This window comes from Deinococcus marmoris DSM 12784 (genome assembly GCF_000701405.1).
GTDB classification, from domain to species: Bacteria; Deinococcota; Deinococci; order Deinococcales; family Deinococcaceae; genus Deinococcus; species Deinococcus marmoris.
This window is the reverse complement of the sequence record NZ_JNIV01000078.1, coordinates 1-21,058: the sequence shown is the minus strand read 5'-3', so window position 1 is coordinate 21,058 and position 21,058 is coordinate 1. Positions and strand designations below refer to the sequence as shown.

Here is a 21,058-nt window from a genome sequence, read left to right as displayed (position 1 = left end):
GTTCAGCAGCATGAAGTCGCGTGGCTTTGACCTGGAACGGTCAGCGGTGACCCACGCTGACCGATTAGAGCGGTTGTTTGGACTGGTCACGCTGGCCTGGGTGTGCTGTCTGCGGGTGGGCGTCTGGATGAATGCGTCCAAACCAATTCCAGTCAAAGCGCATGGTCGTCGCGCAGTCAGCGTGGTCCAGTATGGCTGGCAATATCTGGCGAGAGCGCTGAGATGGGATCACCCACAGGCCGAAATATACTTCGGCCTCTTAAATCAACCTTTCTCCGCACCCAGCGCCACTTAAACGCAAGTTGTCCGGTACTGAAGATCTGGGCTTACCCGCTGATGGTGCTGACGGCCCTGATGACCTTCGCCGCCCCGGTGGGCCTGGGCGCATTGCTGGCCGTCCTGCTGATGCGTGTGGCCCCGGTGGGCCGCGTGCGCGAAGTCAGCACGGGCCTGGGCGTGCTGATCAGCGCCGGGCTGGTCTACGCCATCCGCGCCCTGCGCCCCGAGGTGCTGATCCAGAAGATGCAGGACCCGGCGCAGTTTGAAACCCTGCTCAAGAATTTTGCCAGCCCCAGCAGCCCGTTCCTGCCCCCGGTGTGGGCCTCGCAGAGCATCTGGGGCGCGGCGCAGGGACGGCTGGACTGGGGGCTGTTGCCTCTTCTCATCCTGACCGTGGGCCTGCTGGCCGCCGCCACGGCCCTGGCCACCCGCGCGTATCAGGACGGCTGGGCGCGGGCGCTGGATTCCAGCACGCCCCGGCTGGACCCGACGCCGAGGCGGGGCAGCTTGATGGAGACGCTGTTTTCTCGTCTTGGCCCCGGCGGCAGTCTGGCCTACAAGGACCTGCGCGTGACCCTGCGCGATCCGACGCAGTGGAGCCAGCTTCTCGTCGTGGTGGCGCTGGCGGGCGTGTATCTGGTCAGCGTGAAAGCCGTGCCGATTCCCATTCCGCAGTTCCGGGGCATCCTGGGCTACGTGCAACTGGCGTTTCAGGGCTTCATCGTCTCCGGTGTGGCCGTGCGGCTGGCTTTTCCCGCCCTCAGCACCGAGGCCAAAGCCTACTGGCTGCTGCGAACGGGGCCGATCAGCGCGCAGCAGATCGTATTAAGTAAGTTTTACGGCGTGCTGCCAGTCACGCTCACGCTGGGGCTGGTCATGGGCATTGTCAGCGCTCAGAGTATGGATTTAGGCCCCACCCTGCTACTCCTGAGCGTGCTGGTCAGCTTCAGCAACGCCTTCGTGATTACGGCGCTGGGTGTGGGGCTGGGCGCGGCAGCTCCCAAATTTGACGCCGACAACCCGGCAGAAATCGGGGTCAGCCCCGGCGGGCTGGCCTTCATGGGTCTGAGTCTGGCGTACTCGGTGCTGTGCCTGCTGTTGCTGGCGCGTCCGGCGGCGGGCAGCGTGTTGCGCCCGGACCTGTTTCCTAGTCTGTCTGCGCTGGCAACGGTTGAAGGCGTGCTGGGATTGATTGGCCTGACGCTGGCGACGGTGCTAGGAACGTGGCTCAGCTTGCGGCTGGGCTGGCGACGGCTGGACGCACTGGAATAGCGGAGCGCGCAGCGGCGGCGGGGTGCATAATCGCCGCAAGATGGCCGACGATACTGACAAACAGCAGATTGAAAAACAGCAGCGCCGGGCCGAACGCCGCGCCGGGCGACGGGACGATCCACTGTCCATGCTGGGCGGCACGCTGATTGCGCTGTTTGCGATTGGCCTGATTTTCAGCGAGGGCAATGTGCTGGTGGGGTTGAGCCTGCTGGGGCTGGTGGCCCTGCTCACCACTCTTTATTTCATCTCGGCGCAGGCGCAGCGCGGCCTGACCACCCTGCTGACCCTGCCGGGCTTCAAGCGCACCTTCCGGCTGATCATTCCGGTGTTCGCGGTGGCGGCCATCTTCACCGAGGGCAATCCGCTGCTGCTGATCCTGGTGCTGGTGGTGGCGGCGCTGGCGCTGGCCGCCGCCATGCTGACCGTCCGCACTGGCCTGTCCTCTGCCCCGGACATGCAGGAAGCAAAGCAGGCCGCCGCCGCTCCCGCCCTGCCTGCCCAAGCAAGCGGCGAAACCATCTCCGAGATAGACATTCGTGCGCTGTGCCGGGGCTTGCCCCCTGCCGTGGCCGGACAGGTCTTCGCCACCGTGGAACACCTGGAAACTGCCGCTGCCGAGGCGGGGAAAAATGGCGACACCCGCCGCTCCTACGACGCCCGGCAGGGGCTGACGGATTACCTGCCCAACACGGTCAACGCCTGGAAGGCCCAGGCCGAGGACCAGCGCGATCTGGATGAGCTGACGCGGGCGCTGGAGCAGGTGCGTCAGATCGCGGGCGCAGGCGATTCCGGCGGCGAGGCCGGACGGCGGGCCTGGGAAACCCAGCAGCGCTTTCTGGCGTCGCGCAAGGGGGGCAAAGAGTGAGGGTGTATCTGGCGCGGGCATTCACTTTTGGGTGACGTTCTCCTCCCCCCGCCTCCGCTATAAGGGGGGACGTAGTTTCATTCTCTCTTTCCGGCCCCAGGAGGACGCATGACCCGCCGCCCCAATTTTAAAACCCTGCTCCGCGTGACCCGGGCCTTGCGCGAGCCCGATTCCAGGTCCGCAGAAGGCAGCGGTGGCCTGCGCGATACCGCCCGCCGCGCCGCCCAGAGTGCCCTGAACGATCCGCGTGTGCAGGGCGCTGCCGGACTGGTCCGTGACCGCGCCGAGGCGGTACGGAGCCGTGCAGGAGAGGGCGCGGACCGCCATCTGGAACGCCTGATCGGAGATGCCCGTGCCCGCCGGGGCGAGGCCACACCCGACGAGGTGGCCGCGTTGCTGGAGACGCGCCGCCGTGAACGCGACGCCCGTATCCGCCGTGTCCAGGCCCGTCAGCAACTGCTGGACCGCGCCGAGACTCCCGAACAGCGCCGCATCCTGACCCTGGTGGCCGGGGCGACGGTCTGGGCGGGTGGCACGGCGGAAGCGGGACCGCTGCGGTACACGGCGCTGCTGGACCGTCTGGCCCCCAGCGGCAGCGCCGAGGCTGAGATGGCGGTCCACCGCGCCCTGTGGACCCTGGCCGAACGGCGCGTGCTGTCCGTTTCCCCGCATGGAGTCGTGACCGCCGTGCAACTGCTGGAGCAGATGACGCTGCCGCAACTGGACTGAACGGCGGGGGACGGCTTTAAGCCAGCGTTCCGCCCGCCGCGCTCATGGCCGTTCCCATGTTCTCAAAGGTCTTTTCAATCAGCTTCTTGGCCTGAACGTCCAGCATCCGTCCGCCCACGGTGGCCACCGGGCCGCGCATGCTGGCTTCGCCGGTCCAGTCCAGCGCCGTGGTGCCGTCGTTGTTGTCGACCACGTTCGCCCCCGCCGTCAGGTCTACCACGCTGCCCAGTCCGCCGCCACGCACGTTGACGTTCACGCGGCCCGCCGCCTCGTCGGGCAGCACCTCAATCTTGAACTTGAATTTGCCGCGCACCATGCCCACGCCCACCTGCACGGTGGCTTCCATGTGGTTGGCGTCCTGCACCGTCACTTCCTGCACATCGGGCAGGCAGCGCGCCACCCGCTCCGGGTCCTGCACGAAGGCCCACACGACGGCGGGGGCGGCTTTGACCTGTTCTGTACCTGAGTAATTGAGTTTCATGGTGGACGCTCCTTTGATAGGGGTGGGTTGAGAAGGCTGAATTGCAGATGCTCCGCTGATTGTAGGCGGGCAGAACAGCCCGGACGGTGAGCGGGCTTCTCGGCTCCCTTGATGGAGGCTGGTGGTGGGTTTGGGGAGACCACTCCCGGCCCGCCCCCGCTATCCTGCCCCTATGTCCCCCCAACCCCCAGCCGTCGCAGGCGTCCTCCTGGCTGCTGGCCGCAGCACGCGCATGGGCCGTCCCAAACAGTTGGCGGACCTGAATGGGCAACCGCTGTGCCTGTACGCGGCGCGGGCGCTGGCCGGGGTCTATTCACCCCTGCTGGCCGTTATTCCCCCTGGTGCGGTGGGCGAGGGCATTCGCGCCGCCCTGGCTGGCCTGCCTTTCACCTTCGCCGTCAACCCGCAACCCGAGTTGGGCATGGCTTCCTCCTTCCGGGTGGCCGCTGGGTCTCTTCCGGCTGGATTGGGCGGCGCGGCCTTTGCGCTGGCGGACATGCCGCTGGTGACGGCAGACCTTCACTCGCGGCTACTTTCAGCTTTTCGGGAGACCAGCGCGCCCGTCGTGATGGCCGCCTACGGTGAGGGAGAGGACGCCGTGCGCGCCCCGCCTCACCTGTTGCGGGCGGACCTCGTGCCCGAATTGCTGATCCTGCCCGACGCCGATCACGGTCCCCGGCGGATCATCGCCGCCCAGGGAAAGTCGGCGCTGACACTGAATTTTCCCGCCGCCATGCTGCTGGATGTGGACACGCCCGAGGGTCTGGAGGGGGCGCGGGTAGCGCTGAACAGAAGTGTGTGAACGGTTGCCGCGCCCGCGCCGCGCTACCCTGAAGGTCTGATGTCTGAAGCTGCCTCCCAACCTGCCCCACAACCCGAAGTGTTAACGCTGGAAATAGAGAAGCTCGTCGCGGGGGGTCTGGGGCTGGCCCGTGATGAGGACGGCGTGGTGCTGGTGCGTGGCGCGCTGCCCGGCGAACGCGTGCGGGCCACCGTGCGCGCGGGCCGGGGTGTGCGTCAGGCCGTGACCGTGGAAGTGCTGGAAGCCAGCCCGGACCGTGTGGACGGCCCGAATCTTCCCACCGCCGATCTGGGCCACGCCAGTTACGCGGCCCAGCTCCGTTACAAACGCGACTTCGTGCAGGAGGCGCTGACCCGCATCGCCAAACTGAAGCACGAGGTAGGTGAGACCGTGCCCAGCCCCAGCGAGTGGCACTACCGCAACACCGCGCAGTATCTGGTCACGCCGGACGGGCTGGCCTACCGCGAGCGGCGCGGCAACGATCCGCTGGTGGTGTCAGAAGACCCGCTGGTGATGGAGGCCATCTCGGCCATCATTGCCAGGATCGACCCCGCCCAACTGGCCCCCGCCACTGAAATTGCCTTCCGCGCCAGCGCCCTGACCGGGGAAGTGGTGGCCGCCCTGATCGGGGCCGGGGAGCCGCGCGCCTTTCAGCATGCCAGCGAACACCTGATGGAAGCCGGGGCGGTGGGCGTCTCCCTGGCCCAGCCTGCCGGACGCCGCTTCAGCGCGGGCGTGCGCCTGATCGCCGGAGAAATGGACGTGCGCGAGCAGTTCGGGCGCGTGCAGGTCAGCGTGAGCGCCACCGGCTTCGCGCAGGTCAATCCGGCGGCGGCGGGGCTGGCCTACGAACGGGCCGCCGAGCTGGCCGGAAACGGCGAACATGCCGTGGACCTCTACGGCGGCGCGGGCGCGATTGGCCGCCATCTGGCCCCCAACTTCCGCCGTGTGACCGTGCTGGACGCCTCCCCCGAAGCGCTGGCCCGTGGGCGGCAGGACGTGGCCGAGAGCGTGGCAGCAGGGAAGCCGGAGGGCAACGTGACCTACCGTGACGGTGACGCCGCCCGTTTCAGCGAACTGGGGACCGACGTGATCGTGGTGGACCCCCCGCGCGCCGGGCTGGAAGAGGGAGCACGGGTTCACATTGATTCCAGCACGGCGGACCGTCTGGTGTACATCTCCTGCGATCCGGCCACCTGGGCACGCGACGTGGGCGATATGGTGCGGCGCGGCTGGAAGCTGGGCGAGGTCACGCCGCACGACTTCTACCCGCAGACCAGCCACATCGAGATCGTCAGCGTGCTGAACCGCTGAGGGACTTCACAGGGGGCATTCACGCCCTTCTGCGTGGCAGACGCTAGCGTGTCCGGCATGAAAGTCGGCCTTTTTCCCCTCGTGCCCCTGCTGCTCCTGGGTGCCTGCCAGCGCCCGCAGCCGGACCCACAGGCCGCGCAGCAGATCGCGGCCCTCAGCGCGCGCATCGGCACGCTGGAAACCGAGGTCGCCGAACTGAAAGCCGGACAGCGTGAGGGCGGCGTGGCCAATGCAGACGACGTGACCGCCCGCGCCGCCGCCCAGAACTGCGCCATTGCCCTGGCCCGCGCGCTGGAACTGTTCCGGCAGGGAAGCGTTGGAAGCCGCTACCCCACGCCGTCTCAGGTTGACCTGCCCGACGCCTGCGAGGGCCAGCGCGTGGGGTGGCAAAAGCTGGAGGCCCAGGGGTACACCTTCACGGTGACCAACGGGGACGGGCAGGTGCTGGCACAGCAGAGTGGGCCGTAGGGCGGGCGCTCAGCGGCGCAATGATCTGTTCAGCGCCACCGGATCGTTCGTGCGCTCGTCTTCCAGCAGCACGCCAAAAGAGGTGACTTTCTGGCCCGTGAAACCCATCACGAAGGCCCAGACCTGATCGGGGTACTTCTCGTAGATGGAGCTGCGGACATACACCGCCTCGCCGCCCTGCATGAAGGTCCGTTCGCGCACCAGCCTGGTTTCCTTGCCGTACTGCTCGATGCCCGTTTTGCGGAAGGCCGTGAAGCCGTCCAGCGTGCCGTACTGGGCCTGCACGTCCGGCGCGAAGGTGGTCCACAGCCGTCCCACCCTGAGCGCCAGAAATTCAGTCATCAGCGCCCGCCCACGCGTGAATGCGGCCTGCTCGGCAGGGGTGCGGGCGGGGGAGGTGACCGCTGGCTTGGCCGGGGCCGCAGGGGTGCCCTGTGCCAGCGCCGACGGATTCAGGACCAGCAAGGCGAGGGCCACCGTCAACCCTTTCATCGGCACATTGGCGTTCATGCCTAAGCGTACACGGCCCGAATCGGTGAGGTTGTCAGATGCACGACGATTCTCCCTGTCACCTCTAGATTATTGTCGAGCAATAATGTATTGTTGTTTTATCATGAAGAACCCGCAGACACTGAAGGTAGACGACTTGAAGTCGAACGGCCCGGAGTTGGAAAGACTGGAGTTGAAGGGGCGAGAGATCAGGCGGCGGGTGGGCCTCCGGGCCAGGTGGCTGGCTGCCGCGTCGGTGTACCTGTTCTGTGCCGTCGTTGTCGGCATCGTCTTCTCCGATTTCCTGAAACCCCTGCTGGCGCAGGTTCCGGTTTGGCGCGAGGCAGGAGCCAGCCGGACCACCGACGTGCCGCTGTGGGAGTTTTTACAGTGGCTGAGCCTGCGGGCGCTGCTGGCGACTCCGGCGTTGGTTCTGGCGGCGGCCATCTGGGCTACCCACACCTTTTTCCAGCGGCTGGGGGCCGGACAGTGGCAAGACAGTGGGGTCCAGGAGGCTGGGGTTCAGGACGGCGGTGTGGTTCAGTTGCTGCGGCGAATCGGCGGGTCATTGCTGCTGAGTGCGGCCCTCTCGGTGGTCATCGTGCCCACGCTGGCACGCTGGCTGGAGGCGCAGGGCGGCTTTGATCTGACGCTCAACCCATCCGTGATGGCGCTGGGCGTGCTGGGCGGCCTGTTGATCGTGGTGGCCGATCTGCTGGGTGAAGCGCTGCGGAATGCCGATGTTCTCAGGGCCGAGAACGACAGCTTCATCTGATGCCCATCGTCGTGCGGCTGGACGTGATGATGGCCCTGCGCAAACGCAAGGGGAAGGATCTGGCCGCCGAGATCGGCATCACCGAGGCCAACCTTTCGCTGCTGCGGACGGGCAAGGTCAAGGGCGTCCGTTTCGAGACGCTGGCCGCGCTGTGCGCCGCGCTGGACTGTACCCCCGGCGAGCTGCTGGACTACGAGCCGGACGGGCCGGAGGCTGAACTGGAAGCTGGGCTGGAGGCTGTGGCAGCGGGCGGGGCCAGATGAAGCAGTCTCTCGATTACCGCCGCCACCCCGTCCTCGGTGTTGCTGAGGGTAACTTCATCCGCCGCCGCCAGCGCCTCAGCTTCCGCGTTTGCCATCGCCACGCCGCGTCCGGCCCACTGGAGCATCTCGGCGTCGTTGGGGGCGTCCCCGAAGGCCAGGACTTCATTTTGGGCGATGCCCAGCTTCTCGCACAATTTTGCCAGTCCCCACGCCTTGCTCACCCCTTCGGCCAGCACTTCCAGAAACGGCGCGCCGCTGTGGGTCACGGCGTAGCCGCCCAGATTCAGGGCGCGCAACTCGGCCAGCAGTTCGCGTGGGGTCAGTTCGGGGTGCCGCATGATGAATTTCAGGCTCGGCTCGGCCAGCACGTCGTCCAGCGGATGACGCCCCATCTCGCCCGGTTCGCGCTTGTGGTCCTCGAAATGGGCAATATCGGCGTAACCTGTCTGCGCCACGAACACCTCGCCGCCTTGCCGCACGCTGACGAACAGCACGCCAGGAACGCGTTCGGCCATCGCCCCGGCCACAGCGCGTTGCGTTGCCACTTCCAGATGCGCCCCGAACAGCACCTCGCCCGTCGTGAGATGAACGCCGTAAGAGCCATTACTGCATAAAGCCCACTCTGTAAATCCCGCCGCCTCTGCAATCCGCTGAACGCCACGCGGCTGCCGGGCCGTCACTGGAACCACCACAATCCCCGCCGCCCGCGCCGCGTCCAGCGCCCGGCGGGTGCGCGGGCTGACGCTCAGGTCCGGGCGCAGCAACGTGCCGTCCAGATCGGTGGCAATCAGGGCAGTGGGCATGGGGGTCAGCCTAGCGTTCCTCCAGCACCACCACTGCTGAGGCATGTTCCTTGGTGTGCGTCAGCGTCAGGTGGGCCACCCAGCCGCGCTCCTGCATCTCGGCCTCGATTGTGGGAGCGAAGGCCAGGAAGGGCCGCGTGAACCCAAAGGGACCGTCCGGCGTGGGCGTGCGGACCACCCACACGTCGCGCCAGCCGTGGGGGCGCGGCCAGACCTTCTGAAAGGCTTCCTTGGCGGCAAAGCGGGCGGCCAGACTGGGGGCCGGGTCGCTCAGGCGGGCGCAGTAGGCCAGCTCCTCGGGGGCGAACAGTCGCTCGGCACGCGGTCCCTCGCGCTCCAGCATCCTGCGGATACGCGAGATTTCGATCAGGTCATGGCCCACGGCGACGATCATGCCCGTGATGCTAGTGCCTGGGCCACCTGTGTCTGGGCTACCTGTGCGTGAGCCGCCTATGCCTGTGCCGCTGGCTCAGCCGTTATCTTCGGGGGGTGAATGAACCCTCGCCCGCTCCGTCTGGCCAGTACAGCCCCGACACCAGTCTGCAAGAGGTGGCCCGCATCATCCGTTCCGTGGAACCCCAGTGGCGGCGGATGGGCGCGTCCCGCGTGCGGATTTTCGGTTCGGTGGCGCGCGGCGAGGCCACGGACCTGTCGGATGTGGACCTGCTGGTGGATTTTGATACCGAGGCGGGTCTGCTGGACCTGATGAACGTCAAGGACCTGTTCGAGGATACCCTGCGCCGCCGCATCGACGTGTTGACCGAGGGCGGCCTGAAACCGCAACTGCGCCGCGAGATCCTGAGCGACGCCGTGGACGTGCAGTCCGTGCCGCGCCACCCGCAGACCACCTTCCGGCGCAAGCGCTGGCTTTGGCGCGTGCATGACCTGCTGGACGCCCTGGACCGCGTGCGCGACTACACGCAGGGCCACACGCTGGACAGCTTCGTGGCCGATGAATTGACCCGCGACGCCGTGCTGCGGAATCTCGCGCGGCTGGGCGAGACCACCAAATTCATCCCCCAGAGCGTGGAGGACCGCAATCCACAGGTGCCGTGGGCCTACCTGCGCGACATCCGCAATCTGGTATCGCACGATTATTTCGGCATCGATCCGGTGCTGGTGTGGCACACGGCGACTTCGGAACTGGTCAACATCCGCCCCGCCTTGCAGGAACTGGCGAGTGGGGGAGAGGAATAGCTCAGTTCCAGGCCATCTCTGCCCGCGTCTGCCAGTAGTCCCCCGGCGACTCGGACAGGTCAGCCAGCGCGGAGAAATCAGATTTCAGTTCCAGCGCCCGCAGATTGCTCTCAAGCTGCTCCACCGTCGTCGCCCCGCTCAGCACCACATCGGCCCACGGCTGCGCGAGAGCGGCGGCCAGCGCCACGGCATCGGGACTGGCGTTCAATTCACGGCAGACCCTGGCCAGAGCGGGTGGAATCTGTCCGCGTCCGGTCAGCCGTCCATTGGCCACCGCCTCCTTGACCACCACCGTCCAGCCTGCCGCGTGCGCCTCCGCCAGCGCCGCTCCCGCCGATGGTTCCAGCAGGTTCCAGGTGGCCTGAACGGCGCTGAATGGATTCACGCCGTCTAACGTGACCGCCAGCGCCCGTCGCAAGGTGTCGGCCTGCCCCGGCCCGCTGGTAGACAGGCCCACGCGCAGGCCCACCGCCCCCAGTTCGGCCAGTCGCGCCAGCACCCGCCTGTCCTCCAGCACGCCTGTAGCCAGCGTCGCGGAGTGGATCAGGTAGAGGTCCGGTCTGCGGCCCAGGCTTGCCAGGGTTTCGGGCCATTGCCGGTCCAGCGTGTCCAGATCGTGGCTCTTGACCTCGTGCGTGTCGGCGTCCGTGCGCCAGTCGGCCACGTAGGTGTAGCCCCACTTGCTGCCCACTGTCGCCGTATGTCCACGCTCCCGCAGCCAGCCGCCCAGAAACTCCTCGGCGCGTCCGTAACTGCGGGCGGCATCGAAAGAGCGCAGGCCAGCGGCCCAGGCGGCGTCCAGCACCGTCCAGGCGTGCTGCCGCATGGCGTCCACCGTCTTGTTTTCCAGATCCTCGCCGTGGCCCAGGTTGATGTAGCCGGGCCGTCCCAGCGCGGCCAGACCCAGGCCCAGGCGGGGCGTGTTGGAAGGGGGAATCGGCATGAGTCAGTATGGTTGACCCAGAGCCGTCCCGTGGCAACCGTGGTGTCTGGCCCCGCTCTTAGAGGGCACAGAAAGCGTGTCCCTGACAGCACCTTCAAGCGTCAGATTTCCGAAAGATGATGTGAGCATAATGGGCATCAGCTCAAGACGCCACTCATTTCTCCGCGCAGGCGGAGCGGAGGACTTCATGAAGGAACGTCACGCCCCCCTGAATTTCGTCGCTGTGGAACCGAAGGGCATGGCCTGGGGCGATGACGGCGAGTTGTACCATCTGCCGACGCTGTGGCGGCTGCTGTGTGCGGGTCGCCTGCACCACGACAGCGCCGGATACCGGCTCCTGACGCTGCACTCGGTCCCGGTACAGACGCGCCTGATCGCCTGATACAGACTCTGATTGAATTGTTCGCGAAAACGGTGGAAATCTGAGTGGACGCGAGAAGGAATCCGTATGAGCCAGACAGCTCGACCAGTCAGGAAGAGCCGCCCACCCTCGCCCGTTCCTTCAAGTCTCCAGCCAGCTCCGCGTTCACCGTCAGGCCCAGACTTTCGGCCAGTTCCAGCGTCCAGGCCACGGCATTGGCGTAAACCTGTTCCAGATCGTCCACACCGCCCGTGATGGCCGCGTAACGGCGCAGGGTTTCTGCATCCAATCGCCGTTCGGCCAGCCGCGCCGGATTGAGCAAAGAGTCGGTCTGGCCGGATTCGAGAGCGGCCAGCTTCAGCAACCCGCCCTGAATCCACCACAGCAGGCCATGCGCCCGGATACGTTCGCCGCGCGCCAGCACGTTCAACCCGAAGGCCAGCCAGTTCAGCAGACGGTCCAGCGTGGCCTGTGCCTCTGGCTGGGGTGAGGGTTTCGCGGTCAGCTTTTGCAGGGCTGCCGCCAGCCGTCCGTCCGAATCCTTGACCAGCATCCGCCCAGGAAAGAGGTTTTCGTTGCCCCAGTCGTCCAGACCGGCGATTCGCGTGTTCGGAACGGCGTGCAGTTCCACCCGCAGCAGCCCCGGCAGAACCGCATTGAACGCGCCGAACTCGTTGACGACACCGTGAAGAACAGGCGTGAGTTTTCCAAGCCATTCACGCGCATCAACTTCAGTGTCTGGAGCGAGGTAAAGCCAGTATTCCAGATCGCTGAATCGGTCCGCCGTCCCCTGCGTGAAACTGCCGTAGGCCAGCGCGTGCGTGATGCGGCTGTCGGCGCGCATGGCGTCCCGCAACCGGGCGTCCAGTTGGGTATGACGGTCCAGACTCACGGGATGATGGCCTCCGCCTCGATTTCCACCAGATGCTGCGGATCGATCAGGGCGGCCACCTGCACCATCGTCGCCGCCGGACGGATGGCCCCGAAGACCTCGCCGTGGGCGCGTCCTACCTCTTCCCAGCGCGAGATATCGGTCACGAAGATGCGGGTCCGCACCACGTTGTCCAGTGTGGCCCCGGCTTCCTCAAGTGCGCCCCTGATGATGCCGAGAACCACGCGGGTCTGCTCGCAGGCGTCGCCCACACCCACCACCTCGCCGTTCACCGTGGCCGTGGTTCCCGCCACATGCACCACATTCCCCACCCGCACGGCGCGCGAATAGCCCACGCTCGCTTCCCAGGGCGAGCCACTGCCAATGTTCCGTCTCATGGCCTCAGCTTAGCCTGAGCTATTCGGCCAAATTTATTCGGCCAAATTTAATCGGCGTAGGGTTCGCCCAGGCGTTTTTCCAGCCCCCAGCGTGTCACGGTCCAACCCTGCGTCCCTTTCTTCAGGTCCACGGTCAGGGTGTAGCGCTCGCCAATCACGTATTCGCTGTCCTGCTCTGCGGCCACCAGCCCGAAGGTCACAGGGGCCACCACCCGCGCGGTGTCTGTGCTGTCCGTGGGCATGGTCATGGCCGAAACGCTGAAATTGCCCAGCGTGCGGGGGTCAAACTTGAATTCGCCCGTTGCCAGCGCAGGCTGCACACGCGACACGGCCACGTCGGTCCGGCGCGCGATTTCTGCCTTCTGCGCGGCAGTGCGCGGCGTGCTGGAATACCCGGAAGCGACGTGGCCAGCCAGGGCTTCCAGATCGGCGATCAGCGTGGCGGCGGCGCTCAGGGCGTCGTCCTTGAGGACCGTTCCCGAAGTCGCGCTCAGGCGGTAAACCGGGTATTTCACACTGCCCGAAGTGGCGTCGTGGATCACGGCGTCGTCACGGCCCGTGGCGCGGCGCACGGTGAAGGCGGGCCACCAGTTCAGTCCCTGGAAGTCCGTCTCGAAATTGGCCTGCCGGGCCTGTGGGCGGGTCTCCAGCGCGTCCCCGGCGACTATGCCGCCCGACTGTGGACGGTACAGGCGCAGCGCTGCCATTCCACCCTGGCCCACCACGGCCAGATATTCTGCCTTGCCCGGCCCGCTGAACGCGCCGCCGATCCCGGTCCGGGGGGCGTCCGGGGCCGCGCCTGCACGCGTGGGCCAGCCACTCATGCCGTAGTCCGAGAGGTTCTGGCGGATGTCGGGGCCGTAGTTGACCAGCCAGTCGCGGTACAGCGCCGGCAGGCCGTCCAGATACGTCTGTGCCCGTCCCGGCTGGCCCGCCGCCAGCAGCGAGGCGTAGTCGTAGAGCGCCTGTCCGGGGCGCGCCGCCGCCGCTGGCTGGCCCACGTCGCGCAGCAGGACGCCTGGATACGCCCGCGAATGGTCCACGTACTGCCCGCCGATCTCCGAGTAGATTCGCCACAACGCCGGGCTGTCGGCGAAAGGGAGTCCGTAAGCGTAGGCGAATCGCCAGTCGCCGCCCAGCAGTTCCAGCGGCCCCTTGCCGTCCAGTTGCTGTGGAATCAGGGCATCGGTATCGGCACTGAAGACATTCAGGATACGCCGGGGCGGGTTGCTCAGCGAGTACAGGGTGTGGGTAAAGCAGCAGTGCGCGCCGCCGCTGAACTGCGCCAGCATGGCCTCGGGAACGCCGTCCCCGGTCACGTCGCGGCAGAAGTCCAGGCTGATCATGGTATCGCTGACACTGGCCAGGGTGACGCCGTTCAGCAGCAGGCTGGCCGTGTCCTGGGGGTCTCCAAAGCCGTTTTGCCGGAGCTGCACCGTGTACGCGCCGCACTTCCGGGTGGTGGTCTTGACGGGTTGTGGGGTCCCCTGCTGCGCTGCGGCCAGGGTGGAGAAACTCAGGATGGGCAGGGTCAGAACGGCGGTGGCGAGAATGGATTTCAGCATGTGGTCACTCCTGAATCGGGGAGATAGGACGACTTCAGTTCACCAGTTCCAGCGCCGCATCTGCGAACACCGCGAAGGCCGCGTTCATCTGGCGCATGGCGGCGTCCACCGGCTGCCCGCCTTTCAGGTGCAGGCCCGCGTTGAACTCGATGCCGAAGGCGGGAACGCCGCTGCGCCGGCTGTGGTTGTGGCTCAGCGTGTCCACGCTCCACGGCTCGCCCAGCGTGACCCGCGTGAAGGGGCTGGCGGCGATCACGTCCGCGAAGGCGTTCTCGGCGGCGCTTTTCAGGGCGGCCCACTTCTGGCGGGGAAAGGTGGGCGCGTCCTCTGTGCCGGGCATCAGGCAGATGGCGGGGCGGGGCGTGCCCGTGTCCTCTCCCAGTTTCGGGCCGTGCGAGGCCATGCTGTGGCCCACGATCATCAGCCGCGCGCCGGGCAACTCCGCGCCCACGGCGTCGTCGAAGGTGTCCCAGATGCGCCGCAGCCGTTCCTCGCGCTCAGCTTCCGAGATCTGCGTGTCGGGCGGGTACAGTGGCTGACGGTCAAAATCGGTGGCCTTGATGACGCCGTTGTCCACCCGGTCATCCCGGTCGCGGTTGAGGTCCACCGCAAAGCGGCTCCAGGGGGCCTGAACGTGCCGCGCGCCGGGCAGCGAGTACAGCAGGTCCGTGTAGGCGTCGCCGTCCAGAAAGATGCGCCGCAGAAAAGCCTCGCGTTTCGGGGTGTTGAACAGGTCATCCCCCAGCATCTGCCGCAGGACTTGCGCCGGAAGTTGACCGGACGGGTGGGGCGTGACGATCAGCAGTTGATCGCGCAGGGGCCAGGGGTGCAGGGGCTGAGGATGCAGGGGCTGAGGGTGGTCTGGCATGGCCTCAGCATAGGTCAGCGTGCGTGCGTAGAAGACAATAAAAAGAAGGCGGCCCACACGGGACCGCCCTCCAGGTGATGAAAGAAGGTTTACTTGGTGGGCACCTTGATCTTGCCGCTGATGATCTGGGCCTTGACGCCCTCCACCTTGGCAACCTGGGCGCTGGTGATCAGGGCCTTGTTGTACTGATCCACCGCGTAACCCACGCCGCCTTCCTTGAGGCCGAACACGCGGGGGCCTGCCGTGAACTTGTCTTCCTTGACGTCGTTGACCAGGGTGTAAACGGCGTTGTCCACCCGCTTGAGCATGCTGGTCAGGGCGTGGTTCATGGATGCGGGGTTCTTGTCGAAGTCGCCCAGGTAGTTCTGGTTGCTGTCCACGCCGATAAAGAACATCGGACGGGTGTTGCCGGCGCAGGCCTTGGTGTAGGCCGCGCTCTTCTTGACGCCCTTGAAGTTGTCGCTGCTGAACTTGATGCCGCTGGGCAGGTTGCCGACCTTGAGGCACTGGGTCTGCTTGATGTAGTCGACCACGCCGTTGCCCGAGCCACCAGCGGCGGCAAAGATGATGTCTGCGCCCTTGGCCCGCATGCTGCCCGCGATTTCCTTGGCCTTGCCAGGGTTGTTCCAGGCGTCGGGGGTGGTGCCCACGTACTGCGCGATCACGCGCGACTTGGGATTGGCGGCCTTGGCACCCGCCGTGTAGCCGGCCTCGAACTTGTGGATCAGGGGAATGTCCATGCCGCCCACGAAGCCCAGCACGCCGGTGGCGCTGTTCATGGCGGCCAGGTAGCCCACCAGGTAGCTGCCCTCCTGCTCGGAGAAGGTCAGGCTGGCGACGTTCTTTTCAGGAGAGACGTCGTCGACCAGACCGAAGTACAGGTCCGGGTTTTCCTTGGCGACCTGGCTGATGCTGGCGTTGTTGGCGAAGCCCACGCCGATGGTCAGGTCAAAACCCTCGTTGGCGAATGAACGGATGCCCTGAATGGTCTGGCTGGGATCGCTGGGTTCAAAGTCCTTGACCTGCACGCCCAGCTTCTTGGCGGCGCGCTGGCTGCCTTCATAGGCGCTCTGGTTGAAGCTCTTGTCGAACTTGCCGCCCGCGTCGTAGGCCAGGCCCACGCGCACGGTCTGCGCGCCAGCGAGAGAAACGGAAACGGCCAGGGCCAGGGTCAGACAGTTTTTAACAGTGGTCTTCATGGTGAATCCTCCGGTTTGGGGCTGTGCCCCGATAGGTGTCCAGTCAAGTGCCCGCTTCAGGCAAGTGCCTAGACATCGGGCATGTGGTTTGCTTGAACACAGTATACGAAAACTGCGACACGATCTGATCACCCCGGCGTTACTTTCACCTGATTGGGGGGAGTGCAGGCCCAGGAGCCGCCAGGGCGGGCGCTCAAGACCCGCTTCCATTCCGCCCCCAGACGAACCCGGCGGGGGTGCTACGCTCTGCGGCATGGATCAGGCCGAGTTCGCCGATTACCTTGAGTTGAGCGCCGTCCTGGCCCTCCACAACCGCGCTTACCACGAACAGGACGCGCCCACCATTCCCGACAGCGAGTACGACGCGCTGGTCAAGCGGCTGCGTGCCCTGGAAGCCGGGAATCCCGAGTGGGCCGAGCGTGCGGCGGCAGAGGCGGACGCGGCAGTCAGTCCCGCGCAGGCGGTGGGCGGCGCACCCAGCACGGCTTTTCAGCCCGTGAACCATCCCACGCCGATGACCAGCCTGGACAACGCGTTCGACGACGCCGAGCTGGGTGAGTGGCGCGAAAAGCTGGCCCGCTCCCTGAACCTGCCCCCCGAACACGATGAATTTGTCCTGACGGGCGAGCTGAAGATCGACGGCCTGAGCGTCAACCTGTATTACAAAGACGGTCAGTTGCAGTGGGCCGCCACACGCGGCAACGGCAGGACAGGGGAGATCGTGACCGCGCAGGTGGCGACGGTGCCGGGCATCCCCACTTCGTTGAAAGGTCTGAGCGGCGAGTTGGAGGTGCGCGGCGAGGTCTACATGGGCCGGGCTGATTTCGCCGCTTACAACGCGCAGGCGGAAGAACTGGGCACGCCACTCCTCAAGAACCCCCGCAACGGCGCGGCAGGGGCGCTGCGGCAGAAAGACCCGGAGGTCACGCGCACCCGCAATCTCAAGGCGATCTTCTACGCACTGGGCAAGCGTGACGGCGTTCCAGCCACCACCCAGGGCGAGGTGCTGGCGTGGCTGGCGGCCCAGGGCTTTTCCATCAGTACCTACAGCGAGCAGGTGACGGGAATTGCCGCCGCCGCCGACTATCACGCCCGCATGACCGCCCAGAGACAGGACTTCGAGTTCGACGCCGACGGCACGGTGTTCAAACTCGATTCGCTACGCCTTCAGGAAGAGGCCGGATTCACCAGCCGCGCCCCCCGCTGGGCGATTGCCTTCAAGTTTCCGGTGGAGGAAGTCGAGACCATTCTGGAAAGCATCAGCGTCAACGTGGGCCGCACGGGGAAGCTGACGCCGCTGGCGCACCTGTCGCCCCGCTTGATCGAGGGCAGCACGGTGAGCAAGGCCACGCTGCACAACCAGGACTTCGTACGCGATCTGGACCTGCATATCGGGGATACGGTGGTGGTCCGCAAATCCGGCGGCGTGATTCCACAGATCATGCGCGTGCTGACGGAGAAACGCCCGGCGGATGCCCAGCCCTTCGTTTTTCCCACGGCTTGCCCGGAATGCGGCGAACCAGTGACGCGCGCCGAGGACGATGCCAACACCTACTGCGTCAACCCGGCCTGCCCCGCGCAGACTTTCCGCCTCGTGGAGTATTTCGTCTCGCGCGGCGCGATGGATATTGCGGGCGTGGGCGGCAAACTGATCGCGCAACTGCTCACCTCTGGGCTGATCCACGACGCAGCGGACCTGTACGCCCTGAGCGCCGAGACGCTGGCCGGACTGGAACGCGGCGGCGAGAAGAAGGCCCAGAACGTGCTGGCCGAGCTGGAAGCCAGCAAAACCCGTCCGCTGTGGCGCTTGATCAACGCGCTGGGGCTGGACCATGTGGGCGAACGCAACGCGCAGGCGCTGGCAAACGCCTTCGGCACGCTGGACGCGCTGATGGCGGCCACGCCGGAAGAAATCGAGGCTGTGCCGGGACTGGGCAAGGTGATCGGCGCGAGCGTGGCGGTGGCCCTGAAGGAAGAGAGTTACGTCAATCTGCTGAACAAGCTGAAAGCTGCGGGCGTCAATCCGCAGGAGGCCGAGGTCCGGCGGGGTGAGCAGCTCAAGGGCCTGAACTTCGTGATCACCGGCAGTCTGGGCCGCCCGCGTGACGCCATCAAGGCTGAGCTGGAGGCCGCCGGGGGCCGCGTGACCGGCAGCGTGACGGGCAAGACCTCCTACCTGATCGCCGGGGAAGACGCCGGAAGCAAGCTGACCCGCGCGCAGGAACTGGAAGTGGCCGTACTGGACGAGGCCGGGCTGGCGGCGTTGCTGGCGGAAAAGGGGGTGGAGTGATGGGTCAGAGGGAACCTTCTTCCATTCGCCCCCCCTCCGCTGCCGCCAACCCTCTAAACTGTGCTGTATTGGCGCGGCGCATCACTCGGCCCGCGTGTGGAGGCAAGATTTACATGGCAAGCAAACCTGCAAAGCAAGCGAAAACGCCGCCCCCCGGCGAGGCGCAACCTGAAGTCGAGATCAGCAAGAGCGTCCTGATCGACATCGCCGCCACTACTATTGGCGGCATCGACGGTACCGAAGTCGCCCCCACCTCCATGAATATGGGTGAGGTGCTGCGTAACCAGACCGGCGCACGCAAACCCCGCGCCCTGCGCGTGACCCGCGACGGCGGCAGCGTCAGCGTGGACGTGGGCCTGAACGTGGATTTCGGCCAGAATCTGGTGAACGTGTCGCGGCAGGTGCAGCGCGCGGTGAGCGAGAATATCGAACTCATGACCGGCCTCAAGGTCAGTGCCGTGAACGTGACTGTGCAGGGCGTGTGCGTGCCCGCCGCGCCTGCGCTCAGGGGCCAGTCTTGACCCGCCGCCGTGAGAAGGCCGCCCAGCCGGTGGGTACGCGACGCGCCGCCCGCGAATTTGCCTTCCGCGCCCTGTTCGAGGCGGACCGGGGCGATCTGCCGCTGGAAACCGTCTTCAACCGCGCCGAGGGCCAGATGCGCGAGGGCGACGACACTTTTCCCCGCCTGAACGAGGAGGCCCTGATCTTTGCCCGTGAACTGGTGGACGGTCTCCAGACGCACCGTGCGGCCATCGACGAGACGCTGCACCGCACCATTCGCGGCTGGAGCTTTGGGCAGATGGCCCAGACGGACCTGAACGTGCTGCGGCTGGCCACCTTCGAGATGGGCTATACCGGCGAGCCTCATCCCCCGGTGATCGAGAGCGCCGTGCGGATTGCGCGCAAGTTCGGCGGCGACGATTCCGGCAAGTTTGTCAACGGCGTGCTGGCGGGCCTGAGCCGCAGCATGAAAACCGCCCCCGCCGTGCCGCAAATGGACGAGCAGGAGGTGGACGAGCCTGAGCTGGATGGGCCTGGGCTGGATGCACTGGCTTCAGGTATGCAGGCGTCGGATACACGGCCCCTGGGCAGGCAGGAGCCGGATGAACAGCGGCCAGCGGAAATGGAGGAACGCGGGTCAGAGGAGCGCGAATGAGCGCACGGGTGCTGGCCGGGCCACCCGTCGCGGCGGCGCTGCTGGCGGACGCGGCGGCGCGGGCCTCCCGACTGCCTGTTCCCCCCAATCTGGTCATCGTGCGCGTGGGCGACGATCCCGCCAGCGCCAGCTACGTGCGCGGCAAATCGCGCAAGGCGGGCGAGGTGGGCCTGCGGAGTACCGTCCATGTCCTGCCGGAAAGCGCCTCCCAGGCCGAATTGCTGGCGCTGATCGACACCCTCAACCGCGATGACGACGTGAACGGCATCCTGGTGCAGTTGCCACTGCCCCCGCAGATTGCCGAGGCTGCCGTGCTGCACGCCATCGATCCGCGCAAGGACGTGGACGGCTTTCATCCCCTGAACGTGGGCGAGCTGTGGGCAGGCCGCCCAGCGCTGACGCCCTGCACGCCTGCCGGGATCATGTACCTGCTGGAACATTACGGGGTTCCGGTGGCGGGCGCGCGGGCCGTGATCGTGGGCCGCAGCCATCTGGTGGGCCGTCCGCTGGCCGCGCTGCTGCTGAATGCCGACGCCACCGTCACCGTGGCGCACAGCCGCACCCGCGATCTGGGGGGTGTGACCCGCGAGGCCGACATCCTGATCGCCGCCGCTGGACGCCCGGACCTGATCACGCCGGAGATGGTCAAGCCCGGCGCAACCGTCATCGACGTGGGAATCAACCGCGTGCTGACTGCGGATGGGAAGGGCCATCTGGTAGGGGACGTTCACCCGGACGTGGCGGCGGTGGCCGGGGCGCTGACCCCGGTGCCGGGCGGTGTCGGCCCCATGACGGTGGCGCAGTTGCTGGCGAACACTGTGCGGGCCGCCGAACTGCAACACGCCGCGCATCCTGATTCTGCACAGACTGACGCCGCACCAACTCACGCCGCAAAAACTGCTGATCTGGGGGTTGCCGGTGAACTCGTTCGCTGAGCTGCTCGGGAACCGCTGGCTCTGGACCGCCATTCTGGCCTCCACGGCGGCTCAACTGGTCAAGGTCTTTCTGATCCTGCTGATCACGCGGCGCTGGCGGCCCGCCGCCTTCATGGAAACGGGCGGGATGCCCAGCAGCCACAGCGCGATGGTAGCGGCCCTGACCACAGGCGTCGGCCTGTCCGAAGGCGTGGACAGCGCGACATTCGCGATCAGTTCCGTTTTCGCCCTGATTGTCATGTACGACGCCACCGGGGTCCGCCACTCCAGCGGGCAGCAGGGCGCACTGCTCAACGAGCTGATCAGCGAACTGCGCGACGTGGTGCGCGCAGGCTTCGCGCCGCTGCCCGTGCGGGTGCTGCTGGGTCACACCTATCTGGAAGTCCTGATGGGCCTTTTGCTGGGAATCGGGGCTGGCTTTCTGGCGTTCCGGGTGCTGTAGGAGTCACAGCGACTCCGTCTGTAACGTGGCGGAAATCGGGACAGCGCAGGGTCCCTGCACTCCACGCCCGTATGGCTGTTTTCTCCTGCTGCTTCTCGTCATGAACAGACTGTCGTCGTGGGACAGCACCCGTAGGGGGCTACTCCTCTGCTGGCGCAGCTCTGCGAGTCCCGTTTGGATTTCCAGGTGTTTCCAATGCCTTTCAATCGGAGTCCGTATCAGCAATGGTTCGGACAGTTTTGACCACCCTCAAGCCGCTTTGACCCCCAAATCCAGCGGCCTGGACGGATGTT

Annotated in this window: 24 protein-coding genes and 2 pseudogenes; 16 read left to right on the top strand and 10 right to left on the bottom strand. The window is 66.4% G+C overall.

Annotated features, from left to right (window positions below; genetic code table 11):
* From Q319_RS27295 to Q319_RS0116675, 4 genes and pseudogenes are all read left to right on the top strand, one after another.
* Positions 1 to 295, top strand: a pseudogene (locus tag Q319_RS27295) (IS4 family transposase); the annotation flags it as partial.
* On the top strand, positions 223 to 1,551 hold the full coding sequence (locus Q319_RS0116685; protein WP_081846110.1) for a putative ABC transporter permease subunit: 1,329 nt from the start codon (positions 223 to 225) through the stop codon (positions 1,549 to 1,551). The pseudogene Q319_RS27295 and the gene Q319_RS0116685, both read left to right, overlap by 73 nt.
* Positions 1,552 to 1,591: 40 nt before the next feature.
* Positions 1,592 to 2,416: a hypothetical protein gene (locus tag Q319_RS0116680; RefSeq protein WP_156039406.1), complete on the top strand. Its 825-nt coding sequence runs from the start codon at positions 1,592 to 1,594 to the stop codon at positions 2,414 to 2,416.
* 108 nt (positions 2,417 to 2,524) lie between these two features.
* Positions 2,525 to 3,145 (top strand): hypothetical protein, encoded by a 621-nt coding sequence (locus Q319_RS0116675; protein ID WP_029483598.1) that lies wholly within the window; start codon positions 2,525 to 2,527, stop codon positions 3,143 to 3,145.
* A gap of 16 nt (positions 3,146 to 3,161) precedes the next feature.
* Here the strand turns inward: Q319_RS0116675 and Q319_RS0116670 are convergent, their stop codons facing one another.
* The gene (locus tag Q319_RS0116670) at positions 3,162 to 3,626 is read right to left on the bottom strand and encodes an SRPBCC family protein (protein ID WP_029483597.1); all 465 of its coding nucleotides are present in this window, start codon (positions 3,624 to 3,626) and stop codon (positions 3,162 to 3,164) included.
* Positions 3,627 to 3,798: 172 nt separating this feature from the next.
* Here Q319_RS0116670 and Q319_RS0116665 point away from each other — a divergent pair, with 172 nt between their 5' ends.
* The 3 genes from Q319_RS0116665 to Q319_RS0116655 are packed head-to-tail and all read left to right on the top strand — an operon-like array spanning position 3,799 to position 6,210.
* Complete coding sequence (locus Q319_RS0116665) at positions 3,799 to 4,428, top strand: nucleotidyltransferase family protein (RefSeq protein WP_029483596.1); 630 nt, start codon at positions 3,799 to 3,801, stop codon at positions 4,426 to 4,428.
* A gap of 39 nt (positions 4,429 to 4,467) precedes the next feature.
* Entirely contained in the window at positions 4,468 to 5,742 is a 1,275-nt protein-coding gene (locus tag Q319_RS0116660) for a class I SAM-dependent RNA methyltransferase (RefSeq protein WP_051655490.1), read from the top strand.
* A gap of 57 nt (positions 5,743 to 5,799) precedes the next feature.
* Entirely contained in the window at positions 5,800 to 6,210 is a 411-nt protein-coding gene (locus Q319_RS0116655; protein ID WP_029483594.1) for a hypothetical protein, read from the top strand.
* A 9-nt stretch (positions 6,211 to 6,219) separates the two neighbouring features.
* Here the strand turns inward: Q319_RS0116655 and Q319_RS0116650 are convergent, their stop codons facing one another.
* On the bottom strand, positions 6,220 to 6,720 hold the full coding sequence (locus tag Q319_RS0116650) for a hypothetical protein (protein ID WP_029483593.1): 501 nt from the start codon (positions 6,718 to 6,720) through the stop codon (positions 6,220 to 6,222).
* Positions 6,721 to 6,823: 103 nt separating this feature from the next.
* On the opposite strand from Q319_RS0116650, the gene Q319_RS0116645 reads away from it, so the two are divergent.
* Positions 6,824 to 7,474 carry a hypothetical protein gene (locus Q319_RS0116645; protein WP_029483592.1) on the top strand — a complete coding sequence of 217 codons (651 nt, stop codon included), beginning with the start codon at positions 6,824 to 6,826 and terminating at the stop codon, positions 7,472 to 7,474.
* Positions 7,474 to 7,737, top strand: coding sequence for a helix-turn-helix domain-containing protein (locus tag Q319_RS0116640; protein WP_029483591.1), 264 nt, complete (start codon positions 7,474 to 7,476; stop codon positions 7,735 to 7,737). The genes Q319_RS0116645 and Q319_RS0116640 overlap by 1 nt, the downstream gene beginning before the upstream one ends.
* Here Q319_RS0116640 and Q319_RS0116635 read toward each other — a convergent pair.
* The gene (locus Q319_RS0116635) at positions 7,665 to 8,540 is read right to left on the bottom strand and encodes a Cof-type HAD-IIB family hydrolase (RefSeq protein ID WP_051655489.1); all 876 of its coding nucleotides are present in this window, start codon (positions 8,538 to 8,540) and stop codon (positions 7,665 to 7,667) included. The genes Q319_RS0116640 and Q319_RS0116635 overlap by 73 nt on opposite strands.
* A gap of 10 nt (positions 8,541 to 8,550) precedes the next feature.
* Positions 8,551 to 8,934 (bottom strand): 4'-phosphopantetheinyl transferase superfamily protein, encoded by a 384-nt coding sequence (locus Q319_RS0116630; protein WP_029483589.1) that lies wholly within the window; start codon positions 8,932 to 8,934, stop codon positions 8,551 to 8,553.
* 95 nt (positions 8,935 to 9,029) lie between these two features.
* Here Q319_RS0116630 and Q319_RS0116625 point away from each other — a divergent pair, with 95 nt between their 5' ends.
* Entirely contained in the window at positions 9,030 to 9,737 is a 708-nt protein-coding gene (locus Q319_RS0116625; RefSeq protein WP_029483588.1) for a HepT-like ribonuclease domain-containing protein, read from the top strand.
* 1 nt (position 9,738) lies between these two features.
* On the opposite strand, the gene Q319_RS0116620 is transcribed toward Q319_RS0116625, so the two are convergent.
* Complete coding sequence (locus tag Q319_RS0116620; protein WP_029483587.1) at positions 9,739 to 10,680, bottom strand: aldo/keto reductase; 942 nt, start codon at positions 10,678 to 10,680, stop codon at positions 9,739 to 9,741.
* 187 nt (positions 10,681 to 10,867) lie between these two features.
* Between Q319_RS0116620 and Q319_RS0116615 the strand changes: the two genes are divergently transcribed.
* Positions 10,868 to 11,062, top strand: coding sequence for a hypothetical protein (locus Q319_RS0116615; protein WP_029483586.1), 195 nt, complete (start codon positions 10,868 to 10,870; stop codon positions 11,060 to 11,062).
* A gap of 88 nt (positions 11,063 to 11,150) precedes the next feature.
* On the opposite strand, the gene Q319_RS0116610 is transcribed toward Q319_RS0116615, so the two are convergent.
* The 5 genes from Q319_RS0116610 to Q319_RS0116590 all read right to left on the bottom strand — a co-directional run bounded on the left by Q319_RS0116610 (position 11,151) and on the right by Q319_RS0116590 (position 15,942).
* Positions 11,151 to 11,933 carry a hypothetical protein gene (locus Q319_RS0116610; protein WP_051655488.1) on the bottom strand — a complete coding sequence of 261 codons (783 nt, stop codon included), beginning with the start codon at positions 11,931 to 11,933 and terminating at the stop codon, positions 11,151 to 11,153.
* Complete coding sequence (locus Q319_RS0116605) at positions 11,930 to 12,310, bottom strand: RidA family protein (protein ID WP_029483584.1); 381 nt, start codon at positions 12,308 to 12,310, stop codon at positions 11,930 to 11,932. Before Q319_RS0116605 ends, Q319_RS0116610 begins: the two co-directional genes overlap by 4 nt.
* 47 nt (positions 12,311 to 12,357) lie before the next feature.
* Positions 12,358 to 13,875, bottom strand: coding sequence for a hypothetical protein (locus Q319_RS0116600; RefSeq protein WP_029483583.1), 1,518 nt, complete (start codon positions 13,873 to 13,875; stop codon positions 12,358 to 12,360).
* Positions 13,876 to 13,909: 34 nt separating this feature from the next.
* Complete coding sequence (locus Q319_RS0116595) at positions 13,910 to 14,743, bottom strand: N-formylglutamate amidohydrolase (RefSeq protein ID WP_051655491.1); 834 nt, start codon at positions 14,741 to 14,743, stop codon at positions 13,910 to 13,912.
* Between the two features lie 89 nt (positions 14,744 to 14,832).
* The gene (locus Q319_RS0116590) at positions 14,833 to 15,942 is read right to left on the bottom strand and encodes a BMP family lipoprotein (RefSeq protein ID WP_029483581.1); all 1,110 of its coding nucleotides are present in this window, start codon (positions 15,940 to 15,942) and stop codon (positions 14,833 to 14,835) included.
* Positions 15,943 to 16,195: 253 nt separating this feature from the next.
* Between Q319_RS0116590 and ligA the strand changes: the two genes are divergently transcribed.
* The 5 genes and pseudogenes from ligA to Q319_RS0116565 all read left to right on the top strand — a co-directional run bounded on the left by ligA (position 16,196) and on the right by Q319_RS0116565 (position 20,765).
* On the top strand, positions 16,196 to 18,232 hold the full coding sequence (gene ligA / locus Q319_RS0116585) for an NAD-dependent DNA ligase LigA (protein WP_029483580.1): 2,037 nt from the start codon (positions 16,196 to 16,198) through the stop codon (positions 18,230 to 18,232).
* A gap of 113 nt (positions 18,233 to 18,345) precedes the next feature.
* Positions 18,346 to 18,753 carry an Asp23/Gls24 family envelope stress response protein gene (locus Q319_RS0116580; RefSeq protein WP_051655487.1) on the top strand — a complete coding sequence of 136 codons (408 nt, stop codon included), beginning with the start codon at positions 18,346 to 18,348 and terminating at the stop codon, positions 18,751 to 18,753.
* Positions 18,750 to 19,238, top strand: a pseudogene (nusB, locus tag Q319_RS0116575) (transcription antitermination factor NusB); the annotation flags it as partial. The gene Q319_RS0116580 and the pseudogene nusB, both read left to right, overlap by 4 nt.
* A gap of 146 nt (positions 19,239 to 19,384) precedes the next feature.
* Complete coding sequence (gene folD / locus Q319_RS0116570; RefSeq protein ID WP_081846108.1) at positions 19,385 to 20,323, top strand: bifunctional methylenetetrahydrofolate dehydrogenase/methenyltetrahydrofolate cyclohydrolase FolD; 939 nt, start codon at positions 19,385 to 19,387, stop codon at positions 20,321 to 20,323.
* A complete protein-coding gene (locus Q319_RS0116565; RefSeq protein ID WP_029483576.1) occupies positions 20,307 to 20,765 on the top strand; it encodes a divergent PAP2 family protein in 459 nt (152 codons plus the stop codon). Before folD ends, Q319_RS0116565 begins: the two co-directional genes overlap by 17 nt.
* Positions 20,766 to 21,058 lie beyond the last annotated feature (293 nt).

What these genes read in the sequence shown, in the direction of transcription:
- Q319_RS0116685 (WP_081846110.1), top strand. Translation starts at nt 223, where the DNA reads ATGGGATCACCCACAGGCCGAAATATACTTCGGCCTCTTAAATCAACC.
- Q319_RS0116680 (WP_156039406.1), top strand. Translation starts at nt 1,592, where the DNA reads ATGGCCGACGATACTGACAAACAGCAGATTGAAAAACAGCAGCGCCGG.
- Q319_RS0116675 (WP_029483598.1), top strand. Translation starts at nt 2,525, where the DNA reads ATGACCCGCCGCCCCAATTTTAAAACCCTGCTCCGCGTGACCCGGGCC.
- Q319_RS0116670 (WP_029483597.1), bottom strand. Translation starts at nt 3,626, where the DNA reads ATGAAACTCAATTACTCAGGTACAGAACAGGTCAAAGCCGCCCCCGCC.
- Q319_RS0116665 (WP_029483596.1), top strand. Translation starts at nt 3,799, where the DNA reads ATGTCCCCCCAACCCCCAGCCGTCGCAGGCGTCCTCCTGGCTGCTGGC.
- Q319_RS0116660 (WP_051655490.1), top strand. Translation starts at nt 4,468, where the DNA reads ATGTCTGAAGCTGCCTCCCAACCTGCCCCACAACCCGAAGTGTTAACG.
- Q319_RS0116655 (WP_029483594.1), top strand. Translation starts at nt 5,800, where the DNA reads ATGAAAGTCGGCCTTTTTCCCCTCGTGCCCCTGCTGCTCCTGGGTGCC.
- Q319_RS0116650 (WP_029483593.1), bottom strand. Translation starts at nt 6,720, where the DNA reads ATGAACGCCAATGTGCCGATGAAAGGGTTGACGGTGGCCCTCGCCTTG.
- Q319_RS0116645 (WP_029483592.1), top strand. Translation starts at nt 6,824, where the DNA reads ATGAAGAACCCGCAGACACTGAAGGTAGACGACTTGAAGTCGAACGGC.
- Q319_RS0116640 (WP_029483591.1), top strand. Translation starts at nt 7,474, where the DNA reads ATGCCCATCGTCGTGCGGCTGGACGTGATGATGGCCCTGCGCAAACGC.
- Q319_RS0116635 (WP_051655489.1), bottom strand. Translation starts at nt 8,540, where the DNA reads ATGCCCACTGCCCTGATTGCCACCGATCTGGACGGCACGTTGCTGCGC.
- Q319_RS0116630 (WP_029483589.1), bottom strand. Translation starts at nt 8,934, where the DNA reads ATGATCGTCGCCGTGGGCCATGACCTGATCGAAATCTCGCGTATCCGC.
- Q319_RS0116620 (WP_029483587.1), bottom strand. Translation starts at nt 10,680, where the DNA reads ATGCCGATTCCCCCTTCCAACACGCCCCGCCTGGGCCTGGGTCTGGCC.
- Q319_RS0116615 (WP_029483586.1), top strand. Translation starts at nt 10,868, where the DNA reads ATGAAGGAACGTCACGCCCCCCTGAATTTCGTCGCTGTGGAACCGAAG.
- Q319_RS0116605 (WP_029483584.1), bottom strand. Translation starts at nt 12,310, where the DNA reads ATGAGACGGAACATTGGCAGTGGCTCGCCCTGGGAAGCGAGCGTGGGC.
- Q319_RS0116600 (WP_029483583.1), bottom strand. Translation starts at nt 13,875, where the DNA reads ATGCTGAAATCCATTCTCGCCACCGCCGTTCTGACCCTGCCCATCCTG.
- Q319_RS0116595 (WP_051655491.1), bottom strand. Translation starts at nt 14,743, where the DNA reads ATGCCAGACCACCCTCAGCCCCTGCATCCTCAGCCCCTGCACCCCTGG.
- Q319_RS0116590 (WP_029483581.1), bottom strand. Translation starts at nt 15,942, where the DNA reads ATGAAGACCACTGTTAAAAACTGTCTGACCCTGGCCCTGGCCGTTTCC.
- ligA (WP_029483580.1), top strand. Translation starts at nt 16,196, where the DNA reads ATGGATCAGGCCGAGTTCGCCGATTACCTTGAGTTGAGCGCCGTCCTG.
- Q319_RS0116580 (WP_051655487.1), top strand. Translation starts at nt 18,346, where the DNA reads ATGGCAAGCAAACCTGCAAAGCAAGCGAAAACGCCGCCCCCCGGCGAG.
- folD (WP_081846108.1), top strand. Translation starts at nt 19,385, where the DNA reads ATGAGCGCACGGGTGCTGGCCGGGCCACCCGTCGCGGCGGCGCTGCTG.